Origin of the sequence: Comamonas sp. GCA5, from assembly GCF_036541385.1 — a bacterium.
In the GTDB taxonomy this organism is placed as follows: Bacteria; Pseudomonadota; Gammaproteobacteria; order Burkholderiales; family Burkholderiaceae_C; genus Comamonas; species Comamonas aquatica.
Genome location: NZ_JAZHFR010000040.1, coordinates 13,050 through 30,871, shown reverse-complemented (window position 1 = coordinate 30,871; position 17,822 = coordinate 13,050). Strand labels below are relative to the sequence as shown.

Sequence of the window (17,822 nt, the reverse complement as noted above, 5' to 3'; positions counted from 1 at the left end):
AGGCGTTGGTGGATCGAGAAGTTGTTTCTACTAGCGCAAGGGTCATATCGAGTTACCATCCATGATATGGTTTAAAAATTAAGTCTTTGATATTGATATCGTGGACTTGGCGTGTTTTATCCGTCAGACTGTTTATTTATTAAAAACCGTCAAAAATACATTTGATTTATTCAAAATGCGTATTTTTTACATCATTTCAAAGCCATCAATGAAAATTCAGGCATGAAAGAAATTCTGCCATCGTTATCTTTTAAATAAAGATAATGACTGAGGTGGAGTCGCATCACCATATTGATGCGACTTCGATGGATTGTTCACAGGTAGCCGCACCCGCAATCACCGCGGGCATTCAAGGGCAGCCAAGCACACAACACGGGCACCGTGTCGCGCGCAGGCTGGCGATCTTGGAATCGTGGGGAATGTGGGGCTAGAGCGTGCACGACAGGCTTGCAGACCCTCCATGCGCGTTGCATGCGAACGCAGCCAAGGCGTTGCGCAGACATGCGGCCATGCATCCAGCTATAGCAGCAATGGGATGCCAACAGGCGCTTTGGAGGGGCGTAGGCTGCAGAGGGCAAGCGGTGGGCGAATGATTTCACCTGCCTCAACAGCAGGATCGCAGCAGACCCATCGTGCGCAGTTGGGGGTTCGCAGTTAGCGGGAGTGCGCCAGCTTGCCTTGCAGTGGCAATAGGCGTGCAACATGGGTGCGAATGCACCACAGCATTGCTGTGTTGGAAGTCACAAAGTCAATACCCAGCGTCGTGGGTGCACGAGTCTGCATAAGCAACAAGATAAATACAGCTTCCAAAAAGGATAGCTAACTACCAAAGTCAGACCTAAATTTCGCGGAATTCTACACAAATTGCCAGATTTCACTAGGGCGCGTGGTAATCCCCTCCCGCCAAACCAGTGTCTTGAGAAGTAGAGGGTTCACAAGGAGAGTCTCTAGTATGAAGAAGTGCGGAATCTAAGGCTTGGAGTCACATCGAACTGAAGAGGCCTGATATGACAGGGTTGAATCGACAAGCTTTCGAGCGATGAACAGGCAGCTGAAGAAACCTTAGTTCAGTGGCGGCCCTGAGCATCAGCAGTCATTGGCATTTGTGAGCACAAGGACCTGAACCAGCCTAGAACCGTCACTCATCGGGCGGCGCTTGAGTACCGCTTCTGGCCGGTAGCTGCCAGCTACCTAGTCCTGCCTACGATCGATTGGCGTCCATCGTGCTGTGATGGCGCCGTATTTGGTAGAGCAGCGCTGGCTGCTGCTGGCGTCCGTATGACGACCTATCAGTCGCAGCCAAGGATGGGCCGAGATGCTCCCGTAGCTATCCAAGCCCTGTACCGCAAGCCTTTGGCGATCGCTGGGCATTTAAAAAACTGTCGCCTTCACATCACCGCCATGCTTCCGCGTATAAGCTGTAATGGCTGCAGCCCCAATCCTGTAGCCATCCCCCGATTGAATCAGGAGCACTTTATGCGCAAAGCCTCTGTCCTTGTGTTTGCCCTTGCCACTTTGTTCTCTGGCATCACTTGGGCTTCATCCGATCAGTCCTGCACCGCGGCCGCCACGGAGAAAAAGCTTGCCGGCGCGGCAAAGACCGCTTTCCTCAAAAAGTGTGAAAAAGACGCCAAAGCGGCCTGTGAGGTGACTGCCGCCGACAAGAAGCTGGCGGGCGCTGCCAAGTCCAGCTTCACCAAGAAATGCGTCAAAGACGCTGTGGGCAGCTGACTGTCTGCCCCTGAGCCGCTTCGCCTGGCTGGCTGAGGCTCGGCCTTGGGGGGGCACAGCCCGCAGGTGGCGTGCCACTGCAAGATGGACATCAACGCGCAGGGCTTGGGGACGCAACCCAGCCCAGCCCAGCCTAGCCTGAATCAACGCTGGCCGCCCGCAGCCCACCATGGTTTGTGGGCGGTCTCCATCAACATCATGTCTTCGGCTGAACTGCAGCCTTGCTAGAGCGCATGGGGGCGGCGGAGAACATGCTGCGATAGTCCCTTGGCGCCAGTCCCAGTCTGGCGCGAAAGTGATGCCGCAGGACCTGCACGCTGCCAAACCCCACCCGGGCGGCGATGTCCTCGACCGGCATTGCGCTGCTCTCGAGCAGGCGCTGGGCCTCTGCGACCCGCTCGGCGATCAGCCATTGCCCCGGCGGGACACCCGTGGCCTCGATGAAGCGACGCAGAAAGGTCCGGGGGCTCATGAGCACGCTCTGGGCCATGCGCTCCACCGTCCAGTCATTGTGCAGCTCCGCCCGCATGCGCTCCAGCACGTCCGAGAGCCGATGCAGGCGGTCCGGCTGCACTGGCCGCTCGATGAACTGGGCCTGGCCACCGCTGCGATGGGGCGGCATCACCAAGCGCCGGGCAACGCTGTTCGCGGCCTTGACGCCAAAATCCTTGCGCACCAGGTGCAGCATCAGGTCGATGCCGGCAGCGCTGCCGGCGGATGTCAGGATGCGGTCTTCCTCGGCATACAGCACATCGGCATCGACCTGGATCGCCGGATGCCGCTGGCGAAGCACCTCAGCGTATCGCCAGTGCGTGGCGGCACGCCGCCCGTCCAGCAGCCCTGTGGCAGCCAGCACGAAGGCCCCGGAGCAGATCGACGCGAGGCGGGCGCCGCGCTCCCAGGCCTGGCGCAGGCGTTGCGCCAGTGCCTCGGGGACCGGTACATGCGCACCTTTCCAGCCGGCCACCACAATCAGATCGGCCTGCTCCAGCAAATCGGCGGGACCATCGGCCATGACGCGCAGGCCACCATGGGCGCGCAGCCAGCCGGGTTCCACCGCGGCACTGGCAAAGCGGTACCAGTGGGGGCCCATTTCCGGTCGCGACAGGCCAAAAATCTCGGCCACGATGGAGAACTCAAAGGTACACAGGCCATCGTAGATCGGCGCCACCACCAGGGGACCGGAGGTGGTGGAAGGGATTGGCGTAATTTGGTCGATGGATGTCATTGGTGCCAATTGTGAGACAGCGCAAGCACCGACAAGATCAGCTGCATTGCCCACCACACCATCTGAATTGCCATGACTTCCCCTCGTACCCATGTGACCGCAATCCCTGCCGCACCCGCTGCCGACGCCGAGGCGCATTTTGCCGCCGCATTCCGTTTCGAAACGGATTGCTGGGATGTGCATGATGGGCTCTCCAAGGGCCCGGATTTCGTGCTGCTCGACGTGCGCTCGCCGCAGCTGTTCGCTCAGGGTCATGTGCCAGGTGCCATCAACCTGCCACACGGCAAGATCGTTGCCAGCAAGCTGACCGCTTGGCCGGCGGACACGCTGTTTGTGACCTACTGCGCCGGGCCGCATTGCAATGGCGCGGCACGCGGGGCGCTGCGTCTGGCGAGGCTGGGCCGGCCCGTGAAACTGATGGCCGGCGGGGTGACCGGCTGGCTGGATGAGGGCTTTGAGCTGCACAGGCCCAGTGCGCTGGTGGACCAGGCCTGCAGTGTGCCTGTGCAAGACGGAAGCGACGGAGCCTAGACGCTGGCCACAGGACCTCATGCCCAGTGCCCTGCTGGCGCCTGCAGCCCATGTGTTGCCGGCGCCAACATCCACCATAGGCGCTGCCAAACAGCCTTGTCCTTGCCACAGGCAAGCACCAGTGGCGGCTGGGGGCGTGTGCTTGGCTGCACTGCGGTGGTGGCCACCGTGCCAGAAGGCACGGCAGAGCAGTGTCCGGACCACAGGACCGCTATCGGTCAAGACCCGGCGAGTGTCACTGCGGCGGCCCAGGAGACCACGGGGCCAGCTCCATCCGGTCGCGACCCTTGTGCTTGGATGCGTAGAGGGCGTCGTCGGCCCGCTTGAGCCAGTGCGACAGTTCCGTGTCAGGCTGGTCGAACATGGTGGCACCAATGCTCAGGGCCACGGGCTCGGGCGTCGCGAACAGCGTGCGCGCTTGCTGCGCGAACGCCTCGCGCAGTGTCTCGCACAGCGCCTGCACGGCGGCGCTGGAGGTGTTGGTCAGCAGGATCACGAATTCGTCCCCGCCCAGCCGCGCGGCCAGCGCGCCGTCGGGCAGGGTGCTGCGCAGGAGGTCAGCGAAGGTCACCAGCAGGCGGTCGCCGGCATCGTGGCCGTGCAGGTCGTTGACCTGCTTGAAGTGGTCGATGTCGATCAGCAGCAGGGCGCCGGGGCTGGTCGGCGAGGCCTGCTGCAGTAGCGGCGGTGCGCGCAGATAGAGCGCGCGGCGGTTGTCCAGAGCGGTCAGCGGGTCGCGGGCAGCGATCTGCGCGATGCGTTCCTCGCGGCGGTGGCGCTCGGTGCCGGTCATGGACATGGCCAACAGCATGATCGCCATCACGCCTTCGACCAGCGAGACCGGGATCACCGTGCCGCGGAAACTGGCCAGGTTGATGAAGGCGTCCGGCACCAGGGTCGAGCTGGCCTTGGCAAGGTAGAACAGGCCGTGCACCAGCAGGACGAAACGCAGCTGCGCCGCGCCCACGCTCAAGGTCAAGGCGCCGCCCTGCGGGCGCAGCAGCAGGCCGGCGCGCAAGCTGATGACGGCGATCAGCAGCGACTGGATACCCAGCATTGCCTTGGACCACCAGGGGCCGCCGGGCAGTGCCAGCATGGCCAGCCAGACGGCGACCAGCAGCCACCAGGCGCGCGGCAGCCGGGTGCGCGTGAATGCGGCGACACCGGACAGGAACATCCAGTGGGCCACGATCAGCATCCCGTTCGGAAACCAGATGCCGAACAGCACATAGCCACGCGAGCGCAGCAGGGCCAGCACGCAGCCCACGGCGATGATGGCGAAGCCCGTGCTCCACAGCAGCAGCGAGCGTTCGCGCACGCTGCGCCATTCGGCGGCCAGGTACAGCGCAGAGGCTGCGGCCATGGCCGAGGTGAGGACGAGCAGGGTGAAGGGATCGAGGGCCATGGACGATGGATGTATCAGCGCGGGTGGGCCCGGCGGCGCGCGCGCGGCGCGATTGTCGCAGGGTGCAGATGTCCCGGTTGCCGTTGGGGGCCTGCGCGGGGCTTGCGTGCATGTCCCAGGGCACGGGACAGCACGCGCAGCGCTGCAGCACCCCAGCTTCGCGGGAGTGGATCCAGGCAGCGCCGCGATCGTTTGAGGTCAAAATAGCCTCTAGCCTGCCTGCAGGAAGCGCATCAAGCTACCAAGTCGATAGCGTGTAAGGGTTGCCGTAAGCTCAGCACCATGCATACATGTTCGATAGGTCCTTTTTCCGTCTCAGCCGTGGGGCTGGGGTGCATGAATTTCTGCCATGGCTACGGCAGCGGGGCCACGCCCCAGCAGGCACAGGCCGTGCTGCACGCGGCGCTGGAGGCCGGGGTGACGCTGTTTGACACGGCGGCCCTGTATGGCTTCGGGGCCAGCGAATCGCTGGTGGGGCCAATCCTGCAGCCCCACCGTGACCACATCGTTTTGGCCAGCAAGGGGGGGATGGCCGGGGTGCGCGGTGCGGATGGCGTGCTGCGCCGCGTGATCGATGGCAGCCCCCAGGCGCTGCGCCAAAACTGTGAGGACAGCCTGCGCCGCCTGGGCACAGATGTGATCGACCTGTACTACCTGCACCGCTGGGACCCGCGCGTGCCGATCGAGGAGTCGGTGGGGGCGATGGCGCGCCTGGTGCAAGAGGGCAAGGTGCGGGCCCTGGGCCTGTCCGAGGTGGGGGTGGACACCCTGCGCCGCGCCCACCGCGAGCACCCGATTGCGGCCTTGCAAAGCGAGTATTCGCTGTGGACGCGCAATGCCGAATTGGGCACTCTGGCGGCCTGCCGCGAGCTGGGCATTGCCTACGTGGCCTTCAGCCCCCTGGGGCGTGGTTTTCTGCCCGGGCAACTGCAGGACGTGACGCAGCTGCTGGCCAGCGACATGCGCAGCAGCATGCCGCGCTTTGCGCCCGAGACCTATGCGCGCAATCTGCAGCTGCTGGCCCCGATGCAGGTGCTGGCCGCCCAGGCGGGCTGCAGCCTGGCCGAACTGGCCATCGCCTGGGTGCTGCACCAGGGCGAGCACGTGGTGGCCCTGCCCGGCACTACCCGTGTGGACCATCTGCTGGAAGACGTGCGGGGCGGCAGCATCCAACTCAGCCCCACGGTGCTGGCCGGGCTGGATGCCCTGTTCCAGCCCCAGGCGATTGCCGGTGACCGCTATGGCCTGCAGGCCCAGCGCGAGGTGGACACCGAGAAATACGCCTTCGAGCAGACCGGCCGCTGAGCGGGCTGTGGGCCGCCAAGGTATGCCGTGGGCGCATAGCTGCTAGCACGTCCACCGCCACCAGGGCGGCGCAGGGCGCTGGCACACTGGCTTGCATAACTATCCAAGGAGATCACCATGCAAGGCCGTCGCCCATCGGGCTGGGGGGCACGCTGGACGCGTGCGTGGATGAGTCTGGTGCTGGCGTTGCTGCCCGCCGTGGCGCCGCAGGCCCAGCCTCTGTCGGGCAAGCCGCTGCGCATCGTCGTGCCGTTTGGCGCAGGGGGCGTGGCCGATGTGACCTCGCGCGTGGTGGCGCAGCAGCTGTTCACCCAGCTGGGGCAGGCGGTGATCATCGAGAACAAGCCCAGCGCCGGAGGCATTGTGGCGGCGGACACGGTGGTCAAGTCTGCGCCCGACGGCCACACCCTGTTTCTGCTGTCCAACGGCAGCGCGGTCACGGTGAACCTGTTTCGGCAGCTGCCGTTCGACCTGGTGCAGGACCTGACGCCCATCTCCACCCTGGGTTACTTCGACATCGGTGTGATCACCGATGGTCGGGCCCGTTTCCAGAGCCTGAACGAGGTGGTGGCCTATGCCAAGGCGCACCCGGGGCAGCTCAACATCGGCAGCATCAATGTGGGCAGCACCCAGCACCTGGCGGCCGAGCTGTTCAAGTCGGCGGCCGGCATCGACGCGCAGATCGTGCCCTTCAATGGCACGCCCGCGGTGGTGACGGCGCTGCGCGGCCGGCAGATCGATGTGGCGGTGGAAATCCTGGCGCCCCTGACGGGGCAGATCCAGTCCCAGGCCGTCAAGTTGCTGGCGGTGGCGGGCGCGCAGCGCTCGGCCCTGCTGCCCGCAGTGCCCACGGCGCAGGAGGCCGGGGTGCCGGGCTTTGTCGCTGCCTCCTGGAATGCGCTGGCTGTGCCGTCGCGCACGCCACCTGCCGTGGTCCAGCGCCTGCACCAGGAGATTGCTGCCGCCGTGCGCCACCCGGACGTGGTGCAGAAGCTGCGTGCGCTCCACGTGCAGGCCCAGGACAGCACGCCCGCACAGACGGCGCAGCTGCTGCAGTCCGAAATCCAGCGTTGGGGCGTGGTGATCGAAAAGGCCCATATCACCAAGCAGTGAGGGCGCAGCCTGCTATGAAAAGAATGGGATCGTCAGCCATCAGCCATCAGCCATCAGCCATCAGCCATCAGCCATCAGCCATCAGCCATCAGCCATCAGCCATCAGCCATCAGCCATCAGCCATCTGACTTGGCTGACGGGGCGTGGATGGTTCGAGGCTGAGCACGGGGGATACGGCCGAGCCCGCGCAGGACAGGCGGTCCTAGGCGTGCAGCCGCAGGCCGTGCGCAGGGCCATCGTCGTCCGACAACGCACCGCCACGGCGTATCGGGCCGCGTGGGGCGGCGTGCCTACCGCACTCCGCGCTCAGTACAGCTTGCGCTTGCCCGGCTGCAGCAGCACCACCAGGGCGCCGGCACCGCCCTCGGCCGGGCGGGCCTGCACAAAGGCCAGCACTTCCTTTTTCTGGACCAGCCAGCGCTGGACCTTGGACTTGAGCACCGGCGTCTTGCCGGGCGAACCCAGGCCCTTGCCGTGCACCACGCGCACGCAGCGCAGGCCGGTACGGTGGGCCAGGCGGATGAACTGGCCCAGTGCCTCGCGCGCCTCGTCGGAGCGCAGGCCGTGCAGGTCCAGCTGGCGCTGGATGCTCCAGTGCCCGGCGCGCAGCTTGTGTGTCACGTCCAGGCCGATGCCGGGGCGGCGAAAGCTGAGCTGATCGTCCACGTCCAGCAGGGTGCTGACGTCGAACTCATCGCTCATGGCCTCGTGCAGCACCCGCTCCTCGTCCAGCTCATGCTGCAGGCGGCGCGGCGTGGGCGGGGCCTGCTCGAACGCAAAGCGGTCGGTGTGCGGCAGCGGTGTGACGGCGCCCACGAAGTGGGTGAACAGGTTGCGCTCGCGCTCGGCGGCGGCTTCTGCCTGGCGGCGCGCCAGTTCGGCGGCTTCCTGGCGCTCGCGCTGCAGCTTCAGCTCGCGCGAGATGCCGCCCAGCGCGTGCAGGCCGTGGTGGCGGAAGGCCTGGCTCATAGCTGTCCCGCCTCGGCCATGGAGTGGTTGGCGCCCTGCGCCACGATAATGTGGTCCAGCACGCGCACGTCCAGCAGGCCCAGGGCCTGCTTCAGGGTGGCGGTCAGCGCGTGGTCGGCCGGGCTGGGCAGCACGCTGCCGCTGGGGTGGTTGTGCGTCAGAATCACGCTGGCAGCGTGGTGGTGCAGGGCGCGCAAGGCCACCTCGCGGGGGTAGACCGAAGTCTGGCTCAGCGTGCCCCGGAACATTTCTTCCATGGCAATCAATCGGTTCTGGCTGTCCAGGAACAGCACGGCAAAAATCTCGTGGGGGCGGTGGCCCAGGTGCAGTTGCACGTAGTGCTTCACAGCCCCGGGGTGGTCGAAGACCTCGCGCTCGCGCAATTGCTGGGCCGTGGCGCGTTTGGCCAATTCCATCACCGCCAGCATTTCCGCACGCTTGGCAGGGCCGAGCCCCTTGACGCTGTGCAGCGCCTGGTCGCCGGTGTTGAGCAGCCCGGCCAGCCCGCCGAAGCGGTCCAGCAGGCCCTGGGCCATCTGCAGCACGCTGCAGCCGGCCAGTCCGGTGCGCAGCAGGATGGCCAGCAGCTCGGCGTCGGACAGGGCGCTGGCGCCCCGTGCCAGCAGTTTTTCGCGGGGCAGGGTGTCGGTCGGCAGGTCTTTGAAGGCCATGGTCCTGGGGCTGAAAGTGGGATAAACAGACGCCAAGGGCGCAGGGGCATGCCCGGTTTTCTACAATGGCGGCCAGTTTATCGGGACTTCCATGACCAATTCCGCGCCTTCGACCACGACTTCTGTGCCCACCGTACAAGCGGGCTCCTTCCTGACGCTGCACTACCGTCTGGCCGGCCCGGCCGGTGATGTGATCAACACCTTCCTGGAAAAGCCCGGCACGCTGTCGCTGGGCACGGGCGAGCTGTCGCCGGCCATCGAGGAGCAACTGATCGGTCTGCCAGAGGGCACGCATACCACGTTCGAGCTGCCCGCCGGCGTGGCCTTTGGCGAGCGCAATCCCGACATGCTGCAGTGGGTGGCGCGCAAGCTGCTGAACGAGCTGGGCGACCCGCACGAACAGTACGCCGCGGGCGACGTGGTGCAGTTCCCCACACCCGACGGGCTGGGCAGCTATGCCGGCTCGGTGGTGCAGGTGCGCGAGGACGGCGCCGTGCTGTTCGACTTCAGCCACCCGCTGGCGGGCCAGCCCGTGACCTTCGAAGTGCAGATCATCGGGGTGCTCTGAGGTGGTCGACGCCAAGGAAATCCTGCTGGCCGAGCCCCGGGGCTTTTGCGCCGGCGTGGACCGCGCCATCGAGATCGTCGAGCGGGCGCTGCAGAAGTTCGGCCGCCCGATCTATGTGCGCCACGAGATCGTGCACAACACTTTCGTGGTCAACGACCTGAAGGACAAGGGCGCAATCTTCATCGAAGAGCTGTCGGACGTGCCCCCGGGCGCCACCCTGGTGTTCAGTGCCCACGGCGTGAGCAAGGCGGTGCAGGAAGAAGCCCAGGCGCGCGGCTTCAGCATCTTCGACGCGACCTGCCCGCTGGTGACCAAGGTGCACGTCGAGGTCGCCAAGCTGGCCAAGGAGGGCTATGAGTTCCTCATGATCGGCCACAAGGGCCACCCCGAGGTGGAAGGCACCATGGGCCAGCTGTCCGAAGGCATCCACCTGGTGGAAGACGAAGCCGATGTGGCCAGGGTCCAGCCCAGGCAGACCGAGCTGCTGGCCGTGGTGACGCAGACCACGCTGAGCGTGGACGACGCTGCCGGCATCAAGGCCGCCATCAAGGCGCGCTTTCCGCATGTGCGCGAGCCCAAGCAGCAGGACATCTGCTACGCCACACAGAACCGCCAGGATGCCGTCAAGGTGCTGGCGCCGCAGGTGGACGTGGTGATCGTGGTGGGCAGCCCCACCAGCTCCAACAGCAACCGCCTGCGTGAGCTGGCGCAGCGCCTGGGCACGCCCGCCTACATGGTGGACAATGCGGACGAGCTGCAGCAGGCGTGGTTCGAATCGGCCAGCCGCGTGGGCCTGACGGCCGGGGCCTCGGCCCCCGAGGTGCTGGTCAACGGCGTCATCGCCCGCATCAAGGCGCTGGGCGCGGTCTCCGTGCGCAAGATGGACGGCGTGGAGGAAACCATGAAGTTCCCGCTGCCCAAGGGCCTGAAGATGATCGATCCGGCCACGGGCCTGGAGATCGAGGTGCGCAAGGCGCCCGAAACCGGCGCCTGAGGCGCCTGGGTTTTACGCACCGGTCTCTCCCATAAAAAGAGCGTCTGGCGCTGGTATTGCAAGCACTTCAGCCTGTTTTGATGCTGAAGACCGCGATTAACCAGCGCCAGGCGCTCTTTTTTTATCTGCGCTGCGTGCCCGCGGCGCTCAGCCCCACAGGTCCAGCGGGGGATCGCTGGCCACGGCACGCAGGATGTCGGTGCGGCTGATGAAGCCGCTCAGGTGGCCCAGGTCGTCGGTCACGGGCAGGCCGGGCAGGCCGGTGTCCAGCAGCACATGGGCCACGCGGCGCAGGTCGGTGTCCTCGGCCACGGCGGGCACGGGCGAGAGCATGGCCTCGGTCACCGGGCGCTTGGCCAGGGCGATGGCATCGCGCAGCGCGCCGGGCTCGGGCAGCAGTGCCAGCGGTGCCATGTCCGCGCGCAGCAGCAGGCCCACCACGCGCTGCTGGGCATCCAGCACCGGGGCCTGGGCAATCTTCTTGCTGGCCAGCACCTGCCAGGCCTGCTCCACCGTCAGCTCGGGCGTCACGGTGACCGCGCCGCGCGTCATCACGTCGCGCACCAGGTACAGGCGCTTGCGCTCTTCCTTGGGGCCTTGCTCGGTCCCCAGGTAGGCCGACACGGCCCCCTGGGCACGGGCGGTCAGGTGGTGCAGCAGGTCCGGGTTGCGCGCCTGGGCTTCCTGCGACTCGATCCCGCTGCTGCTGGCGCGCAGGCCGCTGGGACGTTGCACGCCGCGCACGGCCGCAATCTGGCTGAGGCGATCGGGTCCCCCCTGGTACATGGGGCCGTGGATGCCGAAAACATAAAACATCTGCCAATCTCCTTGTATGTGTGCGGGGGCCTTGCCTCTCTATCGGCACACCCGCCTGCAACTGAACAGCAACTGCCGCACAATGGCGGATGCACTGCGGCGCTGGCGTCCCGATCCGGCCCGCCCCACTAAAATTGCCACCATGCTAGACATTCTTCTTCTCCGTAAAGACCTCGACTCCGCGATTGCGCGCCTGGAAACCCGTAAGAAGCCGCAAGCCTTCCTGAATGTGGAAGCCTTCCAGGCCCTGGAGTCCGAGCGCAAGACCTTGCAAACCCGCACGGAGGAGCTGCAGGCCCAACGCAACCAGCTGTCCAAGCAGATCGGCATGCTGATGGGCAAGGGCGACAAGGACGGCGCCGAAGCCGCCAAGGCCCAGGTGGCCGCTTCCAAGACCGAGCTGGAGCAATCCGACGCGCGCCTGGAACAGATCAAGACCGAGCTGGAAACCATGCTCCAGGCCGTGCCCAACCTGCCGCACGAGAGCGTGCCTGTGGGCGCCGGCGAGGATGACAACGTGGTCGTGCGCACCTGGGGCACGCCCAAGGCCTTCGACTTTGAGGTCAAGGACCACGTGGACGTGGGCACGCCCCTGGGCCTGGACTTCGACATGGGCGTGAAGCTGTCGGGCTCGCGCTTCACCGTCATGAAGGGCGGCATTGCCCGCCTGCACCGCGCGCTGGCGCAGTTCATGCTGGACGTGCAGACCGGCGAGCACGGCTACACCGAGTGCTACGTGCCCTATGCCGTGAACGCCGATTCGCTGCGTGGCACCGGCCAGCTGCCCAAGTTCGAGGGCGACCTGTTCGCCGCCAAGAAGGGCGGCCAGGAGGGTGAGCCCGTGCCGGACAACCAGGCGCTGTATCTGATCCCCACCTCGGAAGTGCCCCTGACCAACTTCCTGCGCGACGTGGTCGTGCAGGAGGCGGAGCTGCCCATCAAGCTGACGGCGCACACCCCGTGCTTCCGCTCGGAAGCCGGCAGCTACGGCCGTGACACGCGCGGCATGATCCGCCAGCACCAGTTCGACAAGGTCGAGATGGTGCAGATCGTGCACCCCGAAAAGAGCTACGAAGTGCTGGAAGAGATGACCGGCCACGCCGAGGCCATCCTGCAGAAGCTGGGCCTGCCGTACCGCGTGATGAGCCTGTGCACTGGCGACATGGGTTTTGGCGCCACCAAGACCTATGACCTGGAAGTGTGGCTGCCCGGCCAGGGCAAGTACCGCGAGATCAGCTCGATCTCCAACTGCGAGGCCTTCCAGGCCCGCCGCATGCAGGCGCGCTTCAAGAACGCCAAGGGCAAGAACGAGCTGGTGCACACGCTCAATGGCTCCGGCCTGGCCGTGGGCCGCTGCCTGGTCGCCGTGCTGGAAAACTACCAGCAGGCCGATGGCTCGGTGGCCATCCCCGAGGTGCTGCGCCCCTACATGGGTGGCATGGAACGCCTGCAGGCCTAAAAAACTCAGGGTTTGCCGGAAGCGGTCAAAAACGCTGCTACAATAGCAGCTTCGACACGCAGGAGAGGTGGCAGAGTGGTCGAATGTACCTGACTCGAAATCAGGCGTAGCAGCAATGCTACCGTGGGTTCGAATCCCACCCTCTCCGCCAAGATGCAAACCCCAGAGCGAGAAATCACTCTGGGGTTTTTGCTTTTTGTAGGTTCCTTATTTTGCTACATGGCCTTGCTACATGTAGCCCGAACCTACCGATATTTATGCCGCGTTTGGCGCCCTACCTGCAGCGCAGGGGAAGCGGGTTTACCTTCCGAATCTCAGTCCCGCCTGAGCTGCGCCAGCTAATCGGTGCACGCGAGTTCACCAGGGCCTTGTCAGAGACGAATCACGAAGCAGCAAGCCCGACTGCCCTTGAGTTCGCAGCAGCGGCCAAGCGCTTGTTTTATGAAGTGCGTGCAATGACGGGTAGAGAGATCAATCACGATAGGCTGCAACTGGTCGTGGCAAAGCTGCGGCGGAAGCTGGATCGTGAGGATGCAGAGGAACGAGTGCAGGAGGTGGAGCGACTGCATGCGCTGGAGCTGCAACGGTTAGAGCGCCTAAGGGAAGATGCGGTCAGGGTTGCTCGTCTTGAGGCCGAGAATGCTGCTCTTCTCAAAGCACTAGAGGCTCAGCAGCGGCCAATCCATGTGGAGGTGGCGCAGGCTGTCCCCGCAGAGCAGCCTTTGGTGGCGACGGCTCTAACACCCCCAGCAAAGCAAGCCCCAACGCTGAGGGCCGTAGTGGACGCTTTCTTGGCTCAGTATGAGAAGCGTGGCAAACCGCAGATGCTGAAAAAGCACCGTCCGGCCTTGAATATGCTGGTAGAGGTTGTGGGGGACAAACCGGTCAACGAGTTGCGGCAAGCTGACATCAATGAATTTTTTGACGTTCTAACCGTCCTTCCGCCGCGATGGTCTGATCAATGCCGGAAGCTCAAACTGTCGGTGCGTGAGCTGGCTGAGTTGGAGCACGAAGAAACCATCGGCCCTAAGACTTTTCAGGACAGCTACATCGCATCGGTGCGCCCGTTCTTGGAGGCAGCCCAGAGGGACTATGGCGATCAGGGCTTCCCTCTTACCCTAACGACCAAGGGCATTGAATATCTGGGCGACCAAGAGGAAGATGTTAACAAACAACGGGCTTTCAAGCCTGCTGAGTTGGTGCGGTTGTTTGCTGGCCCTGAGTTGCAGGGCTTTGCCGCAGACCCAACACAGCACGATAAATACTGGCTGCCTATGCTGGGGCTTTTCACGGGGGCGCGGGTCAATGAGCTGTGCCAGCTCAATCCGCAGATGGACATTGTCCAAGACGCAGAATCGGGCGTGTGGCATCTGTGGATTAACGCCGTCACAGAAGCGGATAAAGGGATTCGGAAATCCGTGAAGACGGGTGATTCTCGGAAGGTTCCCGTTCATAAAACGCTGCTGGCGCTGGGCTTTGTGGAACATGTCACCCGTCTTAAGGCTGCAGGAGCTAGGAGGCTTTTCCCATCGTGGAAGCCCAGCAAGGGACGGGCCAGCGGTGAAGCCGAGAAGTGGTTCCGCCAGTTCTTGAGGGATGTGGGTCTGTGGGACGATACCCCAAAAGCCAAATTGCTTGGGATGCACGCTTTCCGGCATACCCTGCTGAGCTACGGAACGGCCAGTAAGCCTTCATTGAACTTGGGGTCGATTACAGGGCATGCACAGGTTGTGCCGGGTGTGTCGGCGGTGCAGGCTGGCTATAACGACGAGTCGATCACAAACAAGCTAGAGGATCGGCAAGCACTGCTAGATCAATTGGACTATGGGATCGAGTTTGTTGCACCTACAGGCCTTACTTGCGTGAAAAGTGTGCACTAACTCATGGTTGCATCAGCCTATGGAGGTATGTTATAGGCTTGGCGTGTGTGTGTGGCTTGTGTATAGTTCGGAAAAGATTGGTTATTTAAAAAATGAAGATAGAAAAGCTGCCGGTAAAACTTACTGCAGAGCCTCTCATCGAAGCGTTGTTCGAAGTTAGGTTCCGTTCAGCGGTGCCTGTTTCGAACATGCTACCTGGCATGTTATTTCAGGAGCTTGGTGGTGCGGAGCATGTCCGTATCGAGAGCTTGCCCACAGCACAGATTCCTGTGGAAATCCGACGAACTGACCCGGCTCTGCAAAATGCGCCATTGATGCGTTTGAGATGGAGTGGGTTTGGAATTGGTATTAGTGATACATCCATAATTATTTCTATGGATGGAAAATATCAAGGCTGGCAGTTATTTAAACAAGCGATTATTAAAATTTGTCAAGCTTCAATCAATTCTGGAGTGATTGAAAAATATCTAGATATTCTGTCAAGTATATAGATCTTATTCCAGGCGGGGATGAGAAGAGTTCGGGGGGGATGGATCTTAATTTGTCCATTGGAAACTACAAGCTTGACAAAGAAAATGCTCAAATAAGGCTTGAGGTTAAGGATGAAAATTTCATCAATATATTGCAGTTAATAACCAGTGCTGAGGCTGTTATATCGGATGGAATCAAGCTTAAAGGTTCTATTGTTGATATAGATACTATATCATTAGCTGCAAAATCAGATCCTAGAGAATTTATTTCTATATTGAGTGAAAGTCTAGATGCTGCCCATGATGTAAATAAAAGAATTTTCTTCGAATGCTTGACTAAAGAGACATTTGAAGAGTTGGGGCCTATATATAATGACTAATTACACAACAAGCTTTTCGGAAAATCCAACTCAGCTTTGGAAGGCAATGGGAATCGCAATCGCGATGACTATGCCTTTTGGGTCTTCTGCAGGGGATTTTTTTGAGGATGTTAGCCATAAAATTGAGTCTCCTAAAGTTAGATCGCTGAGTATTTCATCCAGTGGGCTTCCCTTTGAAGCAAACCTAATTCCTTCATCTGGGGTTAAGGAATTTTTGGTTGATGAATTTGAGGGGGAGATTTCTAATTTTTATGCCAATCTTTCTCAGGCGCAAAAGCCTTTGGAGGAGGAGTTTTCAAGGATTTTGTTTGCAAATATTTCGGATTTATACGCCGACTAGAATTTAGATGTCTGTATCTTCGGAAGATTTCAATCGAGCCATTCCTGCTTATCTATCAGCGGCCGATAAAGAAGCACTTGTTAAGGCGTTAAAAGATTTTCCTCAATACGCAAGATCATATTATTATGATGTTGCTGATAAAGATGCGCTGCAGGGAGACGTTTGGACAAAATTCTCTGTATATGATTTTGTTAATCAAAAAGTGGTTGGTGTCCGTGGGATAATAATATCCAACTCATGTGACATATCCCCGGATAACAAAAGGTTTGTTCCAGCAAGGATTTCTTTTGCAACACTTTTATCATTTAACAAATATGAGAATATGTTGCTTGCAAATGGTATTGATTTTAAGAAGGTTCAGTCGCATCTTCGAGAAATAAAAGAACAAAAAATAACGTCGATGTTTTATCTTCCCGAGAGAAAAGATGTGCATGAAGAGATGATTGCACTTTTTCAGGATCTGCATTCAACACCTTTGGAAGTATTTGAAAAAAATCCTGACAAAAAAAGAATTTCTAGTTTGAGTCAATTTGGTTTCTATCTTCTATTATTTAAAATTTCTATAAATTTTTGCAGATTCATGGAAGGGGTAAATCGAGGAAGCATAGAGAATGGAAATTCTCAAAATTTGGCTAATTTGCATTAGTTTTTATTTCCTATCGATTTTCTATTAAGGCGGCTCAACGTGCTACGACTGCACCCAGTAGCATTCTGAATCTCACTCCACGTCATACCCTTGGACAACATAGACACAATGGCTGCATTGCGCTCCTTGTCCTCTCTGCGCCCCTTGTAGGCCCCGTCAGTCTTGGCCTTGGCAATCCCCTCAGCCTGACGGCGACGACGGTCTGTGTAGTCCTTGCGGGCAATCGCGGCCAGCATGTCCAGCAGCATCCCGTTCACAGCGGCCAGAATGCGGGCCGTGGTTTCGTCCGTGGTGGCAATGCTCTGCCAGGACGTGGGCAAGTCCAGCGCCACGATGCGCACGCCACGCGCTCCAATCTCACGCTTCAGCGCCTCCCAGTCCGCGTCATTCAGGCGCGACAGGCGATCCACCTGCTCAATCAACAGCACGTCCCCCGCCTTGCAGTCACCCAGCAGCCGAAACAGCTCAGGGCGCTTCAGGCTTGCCCCTGATTCATTCTCTACATACCAAGCGGCCACAGCCAGCCCACGCTCAGCAGCGAAAGACTCTAGGGCTGCACGGGCGCGGGTTGCATCCTGTTCTTGGGTTGAGGCTCGGAGATAGGCGCGGACAAACATGCTTGGTTCGATTTAGATGGTTCTTTGTGATTGGTTCGTTTTAGGTCATAAAACCCCATAAGCAGAACCAAGAAACGATGGTTCGCTTGAGGCATACCCAAAAAGTGTCAATACATTGTAGTTCTTATATGTGAGAGTCTTACGAAATTTGCTACAGTTTCTCCATGACTGAAAATGAAGCAAAAACACAGCGAGGCCGCAAGCCAATTGGAGGCAAGGCCATGACCGCCGCAGAGCGCATGCAACGCCGCGAGTCGAAGCTGAAAGAGCAAGGCGTGCGCACCTTCCGCATGCGTGTCGCCCCGCTCCACATGGAATGGATTGAGGCTGTCGCTGCACGGCAAGGCATCGCTGTGTCAGCTGTCCTTGGGGACGTGCTGGAGCGGGCGCTGGATCGCTATACCGGCGTCATGGCTCGCGCCAAGTTCCTGGAGGTCAACTGCGGCAACGTCGAAGCTGCCGCCGATTTCGTCAGCACTCAGCTCGTTCCCCCGCTGCCCTCATTCGATGAGCTAGCCGCCCAGTTTGGCCCTGCGCCCGCAAAAATTTGACAGGTTTTTGCACCACTTTTGCAGCGCATCGTCAGCCGACGCACGCACACCAATAGCGTCAACGCATTGAATCCAAATGGCTTTTGGCAGCGCGGTGCTGGTTGCCCCCCCTCGGACAGTCACGCACCTCCTAATAACTGCATAGATA

Annotated in this window: 19 protein-coding genes and 1 tRNA gene; 14 read left to right on the top strand and 6 right to left on the bottom strand. The window is 61.0% G+C overall.

Translation table 11 applies throughout. From position 1 onward, the window contains the following. The first annotated feature begins 1,476 nt into the window (after nt 1-1,476). Nucleotides 1,477-1,731: a hypothetical protein gene (locus SJH88_RS11135; protein WP_274754509.1), complete on the top strand. Its 255-nt coding sequence runs from the start codon at nt 1,477-1,479 to the stop codon at nt 1,729-1,731. Nucleotides 1,732-1,927: 196 nt separating this feature from the next. On the opposite strand, the gene ftrA is transcribed toward SJH88_RS11135, so the two are convergent. Continuing rightward, nucleotides 1,928-2,959: a transcriptional regulator FtrA gene (gene ftrA / locus SJH88_RS11130; protein ID WP_274754508.1), complete on the bottom strand. Its 1,032-nt coding sequence runs from the start codon at nt 2,957-2,959 to the stop codon at nt 1,928-1,930. Nucleotides 2,960-3,031: 72 nt separating this feature from the next. On the opposite strand from ftrA, the gene SJH88_RS11125 reads away from it, so the two are divergent. Continuing rightward, complete coding sequence (locus SJH88_RS11125; protein WP_051519528.1) at nt 3,032-3,490, top strand: rhodanese-like domain-containing protein; 459 nt, start codon at nt 3,032-3,034, stop codon at nt 3,488-3,490. A 235-nt stretch (nt 3,491-3,725) separates the two neighbouring features. Here SJH88_RS11125 and SJH88_RS11120 read toward each other — a convergent pair whose 3' ends face one another. Further along, a complete protein-coding gene (locus SJH88_RS11120) occupies nt 3,726-4,895 on the bottom strand; it encodes a GGDEF domain-containing protein (RefSeq protein ID WP_274754507.1) in 1,170 nt (389 codons plus the stop codon). Nucleotides 4,896-5,177: 282 nt separating this feature from the next. On the opposite strand from SJH88_RS11120, the gene SJH88_RS11115 reads away from it, so the two are divergent. Next, nucleotides 5,178-6,200 (top strand): aldo/keto reductase, encoded by a 1,023-nt coding sequence (locus SJH88_RS11115; RefSeq protein ID WP_274754506.1) that lies wholly within the window; start codon nt 5,178-5,180, stop codon nt 6,198-6,200. A gap of 168 nt (nt 6,201-6,368) precedes the next feature. Further along, complete coding sequence (locus tag SJH88_RS11110; protein ID WP_274754511.1) at nt 6,369-7,313, top strand: Bug family tripartite tricarboxylate transporter substrate binding protein; 945 nt, start codon at nt 6,369-6,371, stop codon at nt 7,311-7,313. A gap of 306 nt (nt 7,314-7,619) precedes the next feature. On the opposite strand, the gene SJH88_RS11105 is transcribed toward SJH88_RS11110, so the two are convergent. Beyond that, nucleotides 7,620-8,282, bottom strand: a complete 663-nt coding sequence (locus SJH88_RS11105) for a Smr/MutS family protein (protein ID WP_042417249.1) — start codon at nt 8,280-8,282, stop codon at nt 7,620-7,622. After that, nucleotides 8,279-8,953 (bottom strand): RadC family protein, encoded by a 675-nt coding sequence (gene radC / locus SJH88_RS11100; RefSeq protein WP_274754505.1) that lies wholly within the window; start codon nt 8,951-8,953, stop codon nt 8,279-8,281. The genes SJH88_RS11105 and radC overlap by 4 nt, the downstream gene beginning before the upstream one ends. Nucleotides 8,954-9,044: 91 nt before the next feature. Between radC and SJH88_RS11095 the strand changes: the two genes are divergently transcribed. Further along, a complete protein-coding gene (locus SJH88_RS11095) occupies nt 9,045-9,521 on the top strand; it encodes an FKBP-type peptidyl-prolyl cis-trans isomerase (protein WP_042417254.1) in 477 nt (158 codons plus the stop codon). Nucleotide 9,522: 1 nt separating this feature from the next. Continuing rightward, entirely contained in the window at nt 9,523-10,515 is a 993-nt protein-coding gene (gene ispH, locus SJH88_RS11090) for a 4-hydroxy-3-methylbut-2-enyl diphosphate reductase (RefSeq protein ID WP_270148760.1), read from the top strand. 147 nt (nt 10,516-10,662) lie between these two features. Here the strand turns inward: ispH and SJH88_RS11085 are convergent, their stop codons facing one another. Next, nucleotides 10,663-11,331, bottom strand: a complete 669-nt coding sequence (locus SJH88_RS11085; RefSeq protein WP_045266355.1) for a CBS domain-containing protein — start codon at nt 11,329-11,331, stop codon at nt 10,663-10,665. 142 nt (nt 11,332-11,473) lie between these two features. Here SJH88_RS11085 and serS point away from each other — a divergent pair, with 142 nt between their 5' ends. From serS to SJH88_RS11050, 7 genes are all read left to right on the top strand, one after another. After that, complete coding sequence (gene serS, locus SJH88_RS11080) at nt 11,474-12,790, top strand: serine--tRNA ligase (RefSeq protein ID WP_274754504.1); 1,317 nt, start codon at nt 11,474-11,476, stop codon at nt 12,788-12,790. A gap of 61 nt (nt 12,791-12,851) precedes the next feature. Beyond that, nucleotides 12,852-12,941: transfer RNA gene (locus tag SJH88_RS11075), tRNA-Ser, on the top strand. A 115-nt stretch (nt 12,942-13,056) separates the two neighbouring features. Next, the gene (locus SJH88_RS11070) at nt 13,057-14,670 is read left to right on the top strand and encodes a DUF6538 domain-containing protein (RefSeq protein ID WP_274754503.1); all 1,614 of its coding nucleotides are present in this window, start codon (nt 13,057-13,059) and stop codon (nt 14,668-14,670) included. A 92-nt stretch (nt 14,671-14,762) separates the two neighbouring features. Beyond that, complete coding sequence (locus SJH88_RS11065) at nt 14,763-15,161, top strand: TIGR04255 family protein (protein ID WP_274754502.1); 399 nt, start codon at nt 14,763-14,765, stop codon at nt 15,159-15,161. Continuing rightward, nucleotides 15,134-15,520, top strand: coding sequence for a TIGR04255 family protein (locus tag SJH88_RS11060; RefSeq protein ID WP_331699745.1), 387 nt, complete (start codon nt 15,134-15,136; stop codon nt 15,518-15,520). The genes SJH88_RS11065 and SJH88_RS11060 overlap by 28 nt, the downstream gene beginning before the upstream one ends. Beyond that, nucleotides 15,513-15,860: a hypothetical protein gene (locus SJH88_RS11055; RefSeq protein WP_274754501.1), complete on the top strand. Its 348-nt coding sequence runs from the start codon at nt 15,513-15,515 to the stop codon at nt 15,858-15,860. Before SJH88_RS11060 ends, SJH88_RS11055 begins: the two co-directional genes overlap by 8 nt. Before the next feature lie 7 nt (nt 15,861-15,867). Beyond that, nucleotides 15,868-16,506 carry a hypothetical protein gene (locus SJH88_RS11050; protein WP_274754500.1) on the top strand — a complete coding sequence of 213 codons (639 nt, stop codon included), beginning with the start codon at nt 15,868-15,870 and terminating at the stop codon, nt 16,504-16,506. Here SJH88_RS11050 and SJH88_RS11045 read toward each other — a convergent pair. After that, nucleotides 16,503-17,123 carry a recombinase family protein gene (locus tag SJH88_RS11045; RefSeq protein ID WP_274754499.1) on the bottom strand — a complete coding sequence of 207 codons (621 nt, stop codon included), beginning with the start codon at nt 17,121-17,123 and terminating at the stop codon, nt 16,503-16,505. The two genes, SJH88_RS11050 and SJH88_RS11045, sit on opposite strands and share 4 nt — an antisense overlap. A 164-nt stretch (nt 17,124-17,287) precedes the next feature. Here SJH88_RS11045 and SJH88_RS11040 point away from each other — a divergent pair, with 164 nt between their 5' ends. After that, a complete protein-coding gene (locus SJH88_RS11040) occupies nt 17,288-17,674 on the top strand; it encodes a hypothetical protein (protein ID WP_274754498.1) in 387 nt (128 codons plus the stop codon). The last annotated feature ends 148 nt before the right edge of the window (nt 17,675-17,822 follow it).